The following is a 5,121-nucleotide window of genomic DNA, read 5'->3' as shown; positions in this document are numbered from 1 at the left end:
CCCGACCGGGCAAGGACACCTAAGCAACGCACCGAGATCTACCGCAAGCCAACAAGCTCCCGAAACCGCGGATGATAAGGCCCGGCGAGGATTCCCTCTCGCTCGTCGCTGGAGAATTCCAAGCCCATCTTGATGATTGGGATTTGGGCGGCTTCGAACAACGACCCAAGAGTGCGGCAAACTTCGACGGCCGTCTCCAAGGTCCAAGGCCGAAAGAGGCCGCGGCGATACAACTCAGCCAAGGCCGTGCCTTCGAGGACCACCGTGGGATAGAGGCGGACGAAATCGGGCCGCAGGGCGATGGCGCGGCGGGCGCTTTCGAGGGCTTCGGCCTCGTCGCCGCCGGGGAGGCCCTGCATGAGCTGAATGCCGACCTTCATTCCCTTTTCCCGCAAATCGCCGACCGCCCGCTCCACCCGTTGGGCGCCGTAGCCCCGCCCCACTTTCGCCAACACTCGATCGTCCAGCGACTGGACGCCGAGCTCGATCGTGTCCATGCCGAAACTGCGCAGCAGGCTCAAAATTTCAGGATCGACGTAGTCCGGCTTGGTCGAGGCCCGCAAGTTGCGGACCTCGCCTTGCTCGACGAAGCGGCCGGCGGCTTCGAGCAATTCCTCCATCAGGTCCCGCTCCAAGCCGGTGAAGGTGCCGCCGTAAAACGCGATCTCGCTGTGGCTGTATTTGCCGGGCTTGCGGGTGGCCAGGAAGGCTTCGATGCGATCCTGGACCGCCCGCGGGGTCGGGAGCCAGCGCTCCTGGGCGGTGATCCGCTCCTGCTGGCAGTAGAGGCATTGGAAGGGGCAGCCCAGATGGGAGATGAAGATCGGAATGATGTAGGGACGCTCAGCCGACCGCATTGGGGTTGGCTTCGCCGGCGGCTCGGGCGGCCGCGACCTTTTCGATGTTCTCCAGGGCTTCCTTGGCCGCGGCTTGCTCGGCGTTCTTCTTGCTCTTGCCACTCCCCATCCCCATCACCTCGCCCCGGATGAGGAGGTTGATCTCGAAGGTCTTGTCGTGGTCGGGGCCCGACTCCTTGATCAGCTTGTACTTCGGCACCGTCTTGAAGAGGATCTGAGCCCGCTCCTGGAGTTGGGTCTTGTAGTCCTTGTAGAAGCCCTCTTGGCCGACCTGCTCGAAGAGCTCGAGGGCGATCCGGCCGATGACCTTGAAGGCCTTCTTGAAACCGCGGTCGAGGTAGATGGCCCCGAGCACCGCCTCCAGCGCGTTGGAGAGCAAGCTGGGCTTCTCGCGGCCGGCGCCCATCTCCTCGCCTTTTCCGAGATACATGAACTCGCCCAGGCAATGCTCGCGGGCGACATTGGCCAAGGTCTTCTCGTTGACGATCGAGGCCCGGAGCTTGCTCAGCTCGCCCTCGGCGGCCTGCGGATAATTTTCCATCAGCAGATGGGAGACGATGAGTTCGAGCACCGCGTCGCCGAGATACTCCAGGCGCTCGTTGTGCTCACTGGCGTCGAGCCGCCGTTCGTTGGCGTAAGATTTGTGGGTGAGCGCGTTCTTGAGGATGTTCTTGCGCTTGAATCGGTAGCCGAGCTTACGCTCGAACTCCTTCAGGCGCTTCTTCTCCTCGCGCGTGATCTTTTCCGGCAAGCCTTCCTCCGCTTTCAGAATCAAGCCGGCATCGAACGAGTTTTCCGCGAAAACCCGCGCTCGTCGTCACCGCCACGGGCAGGTAATTCTCGGAAAAGCCGGTCCATTCCGACTCCCTCAATGCCTCATTCTCGCACGAAGTCCCAGAACCCTCAAGGATCACTTCCACTTCCGCCCCCAGAAATCGGCGCCGAAAATCGCCCGATTTTTGGGCGGACAGCTCGCGGAGACGCAGTGCGTTGGCGTTTTTGACCCCCGCCGGCACCTGCCCCAGCATCTTGGCGGCCGGGGTCCCCCGCTTGGGGCTGAAGGGAAAGACGTGGAAATAATGGACCGGCGCGTCCCGGAGCAGCCCAAAGCTGTTCTCGAAGCGGGCTCCCTCCTCATAGGGGAAACCGACGATGACGTCGGTTCCGAGGCAGACCCGAGGAATCCGAGCGGCCAGGCTCTCGCAGAGCTTGGCGAAGTCCTTCACGGTGTAGCGCCGCCGCATCATCTTCAGGATTTCGTCGTCGCCGCTTTGCAGGGGGATGTGGAGGTGGGGGCAGAGGGTTCGGGCGCCGGCGAAGAGCTCGACCATCTCCTCACCGACCTCCTCGGGGTCGATCGAGGAAACGCGGACCCGGTGGATCGGCCGGGTTTCCTCAATGGCCCTGAGCAGCTCATATAAAGAGGTGGCCGGCTCCAGGTCTTGGCCATAGGTCCCGATGTGGATGCCGGTGAGCACGGCTTCTTTGAAACCGGCCTCGCTCAAGCGCCGCAATTCCTCCAGGACCCGGGGGATCGCGATGCTGCGGTTGCGGCCCCGGGCATAGGGGATGATGCAGAAGGTGCAGAATTGGTTGCAGCCATCCTGGATCTTGACGAAGGCCCGGGTGTTCTTGGCGTAGCTCGCCAGGCCGAAAGTTTCGAGCTCGGTCTGGAGGAAGATGTTGTCGACCGCGACCTGAGTTTTTTCCGGCCTTCCCTGCTCCAAATAAGTGAAGAGGCTGTGCTTCTTGTCGTTGCCCAGGACCAGGTCGACGCCCTCGATCTTGGCGACCTCTTGGGGCTTGGTTTGGGCATAGCAGCCGGTGACGACGGTGAAGGCCTCGGGGTTGCGGCACTTGGCCCGGCGGATCAGGTTGCGGCTATCGAGGTCGGCGCCGTCGGTCACCGTGCAGGTGTTGAAGACGTAGATGTCGGCCTTCTCCCGGAAATCGACCAGCTTGTAGTTGCGGCGCTCGAGCTGGGCTTCGAGGAAGCTGGTGTCGTACTGATTGGCCTTGCAGCCGAGGGTGGCGAAGGCGACGGTGGCCGGGGCCTTGGGTTGTTCTTCGATCTCTTGCATAGTGATGTCATCCTGAGCGAAGCGAAGGATCTGCGACCTACCAAGGATCTTTGAAAGATCCAATCCCCTTCGTGTCATCCTAAGTGGACCCGAAGACACGAAGGAACTCTGTGACTCGAAGTTTCTTGGCCAGTCGTAGATCCTTCGCTTCGCTCAGGATGACATTTGCTTCAAAATCCCTTCTCAATCCACCCGCCGCCCAGCACTTCGTCGCCGCGGTAAAACACCACGGCTTGGCCCGGGCTGATCGCCCTTTGGGGCTCGCGGAATTCGAGAGTGACGTCGCTCTTGCCGGTGACCCGCAGCGTGGCCGGGCTGCCGGCGTGGCGGTAGCGGATCTTGGCCATCACTTCGATGCCGTCGCTCACCGGCCGCACCCACTTCACGCCGCCGGCGCTCAAATGGCTTTGGTAAAGGGCGGCGTCCTCGGCCATCACGATGCGGCCGCTCTGTGGATCGATCGACTTGATGTAGACCCGCTCGCCCTGGGCGACTTGGGTGCCGCGGCGCTGACCGACGGTGTACTTGTGAATACCCTCGTGCCGGCCCAAGACCTCGCCGCTTTCGCTGACGAAGTCGCCGGTCTGGGGAACGATGTCGGGCCGATAGCGCTGGATGAAGGCGCCGTGGTCGTTGCTCGGCACGAAGCAGATCTCTTGGCTGTCGGGCTTCTCGCTGGTCTTGAGACCGGCGGCGCGGGCCAGCTCCCGGACCTCGTCCTTGCCCATGTCGCCGACCGGGAAAAGCGTGTGCTCGAGCTGATCCTGGCCCAGGCTGAAGAGAAAATAGCTCTGATCCTTGCGGTCGTCGGCGCCCTTGTAGAGCTGCCAAGCCCCGCCGGCCTCGTCCCTCTGCTTTTTGGCGTAGTGGCCGGTGGCGATGTAGTAGGCGCCGAGCTCGAAGGCCTTGGTGAAGAGGAACTCGAACTTCACCTTGTCGTTGCACATCGCGCAGGGATTGGGCGTGCGGCCCTGCAGATATTCGGAGACGAACTTGTCGACCACGTTCTCGCGGAAGCTCTGCTTGCTGTTGATGACGTAGAAGGGAATCCCGAGCTGGTCGGCGACCCGGCGGGCGTCGGTGATGTCCTCGACCGAGCAGCAGCTGGCGTGACGCTGGGGCTCGTCCTTGGGCGGATCCCAAAGCTTGAGAGTGATGCCGATCACCTCATAGCCGGCCCGCTTCATCAGCAAGGCCGCCACCGAGCTGTCGACCCCGCCGCTCATCGCGACGACCACCTTGTTTTTGTCGAGGTTCATATTCTCCCTCCCCCTCCTTTGTAAGGAGGGGGTTGGGGGAGGTAGAGAGTCCGCATCGTGCAACATGTATGCATGATGCGGACTCTCTACCCCTCCCTAACCCTCCCCTTACAAAGGGGAGGGAATTAAGCCGCGCTTCTAATCTTTTCCACCAAACTCGGCAAGACCCGCAGGAATTCTTCGACCTCGGCCTCGGTGCTGTTCCGCGAGAGGCTGACCCGAACGCCTTCCAAAGTCTCTTCGTCGCCCTGCCCCATCGCTTTCAACACATGCGAGGGCTCCAGCGAGCCGGAGTCGCAGGCTGCGCCGACGCTGACCGCGATGCCGGCCATATCGAGGTTCATTAGTAAAGTTTCGCCGCTGACGCCGGGGACCCGGAAGCTCAGGGTGTTGGCGACCCGGTGCTCGACGTCGCCGTTGATCTGGAGCTCGGGGATCTTCTCGAAGAGCCCGGCCTGCAATCGGTCGCGAAGGCCGGCGATCCTTCTCTCGTCTCGAAGCAGCCGGCTCTGAGCCAGCTCCAGCGCCTTGGCCATCCCGACGATGCCGGGGATGTTTTCGGTGCCGGCCCGGTGGCCTCGCTCCTGCCGCCCGCCGTGGAGCAGTGGCGTCAGCTCCAGCCCTTTTCGGCAATAGAGCAGGCCCACGCCCTTGGGGCCGTGAAACTTGTGGGCCGAGGCCGCCAATAAATCGATGGGCAAAAGGCTCAAGTCGATCTCCAGCCGCCCCACCGCCTGAACCGCGTCACAGAAATAAGGAATGCCCTTGGCCCGGGCGATCTCGCCGATCCGCTTCACCGGAAAGAGATTGCCGGTCTCATTGTTGGCAAACATCGCGGCGATCAATTTCGTCTCCGGCCGGATCGCGGTTTCGAGCTCGGCCAAATCGAGCCGGCCTTCGGCATCGACACCCAATCGAGTGACT

General features: G+C 62.4%; 5 protein-coding genes. All 5 read right to left on the bottom strand.

Features of this window, described 5'->3' with window-relative positions:
* Positions 1-38: 38 nt before the first annotated feature.
* Entirely contained in the window at positions 39-857 is an 819-nt protein-coding gene (locus VJR29_09655) for a radical SAM protein (protein ID HKY63672.1), read from the bottom strand.
* Positions 844-1,608, bottom strand: coding sequence for a ribonuclease III (gene rnc, locus VJR29_09650; protein HKY63671.1), 765 nt, complete (start codon positions 1,606-1,608; stop codon positions 844-846). The genes VJR29_09655 and rnc overlap by 14 nt, the downstream gene beginning before the upstream one ends.
* Positions 1,553-2,938 carry a tRNA (N(6)-L-threonylcarbamoyladenosine(37)-C(2))-methylthiotransferase MtaB gene (gene mtaB / locus VJR29_09645; protein HKY63670.1) on the bottom strand — a complete coding sequence of 462 codons (1,386 nt, stop codon included), beginning with the start codon at positions 2,936-2,938 and terminating at the stop codon, positions 1,553-1,555. Before mtaB ends, rnc begins: the two co-directional genes overlap by 56 nt.
* A gap of 170 nt (positions 2,939-3,108) precedes the next feature.
* Positions 3,109-4,197, bottom strand: coding sequence for a tRNA 2-thiouridine(34) synthase MnmA (gene mnmA / locus VJR29_09640; protein ID HKY63669.1), 1,089 nt, complete (start codon positions 4,195-4,197; stop codon positions 3,109-3,111).
* A gap of 125 nt (positions 4,198-4,322) precedes the next feature.
* Positions 4,323-5,121 (bottom strand): cysteine desulfurase family protein (locus VJR29_09635; GenBank protein HKY63668.1); only part of this gene is annotated, 799 nt, incomplete at its 5' end.

Source organism: bacterium (assembly GCA_035281585.1).
Classification (GTDB): Bacteria; UBA10199; UBA10199; order DSSB01; family DSSB01; genus DATEDP01.
The sequence above is the reverse complement of the archived record's forward strand: the minus strand, read 5'-3'. Positions and strand labels throughout refer to the sequence as shown.

Excerpts from the sequence above, each read along its gene's own strand:
- mnmA (HKY63669.1), bottom strand. The coding sequence starts at position 4,197 with ATGAACCTCGACAAAAACAAGGTGGTCGTCGCGATGAGCGGCGGGGTC.
- mtaB (HKY63670.1), bottom strand. The coding sequence starts at position 2,938 with ATGCAAGAGATCGAAGAACAACCCAAGGCCCCGGCCACCGTCGCCTTC.
- VJR29_09655 (HKY63672.1), bottom strand. The coding sequence starts at position 857 with ATGCGGTCGGCTGAGCGTCCCTACATCATTCCGATCTTCATCTCCCAT.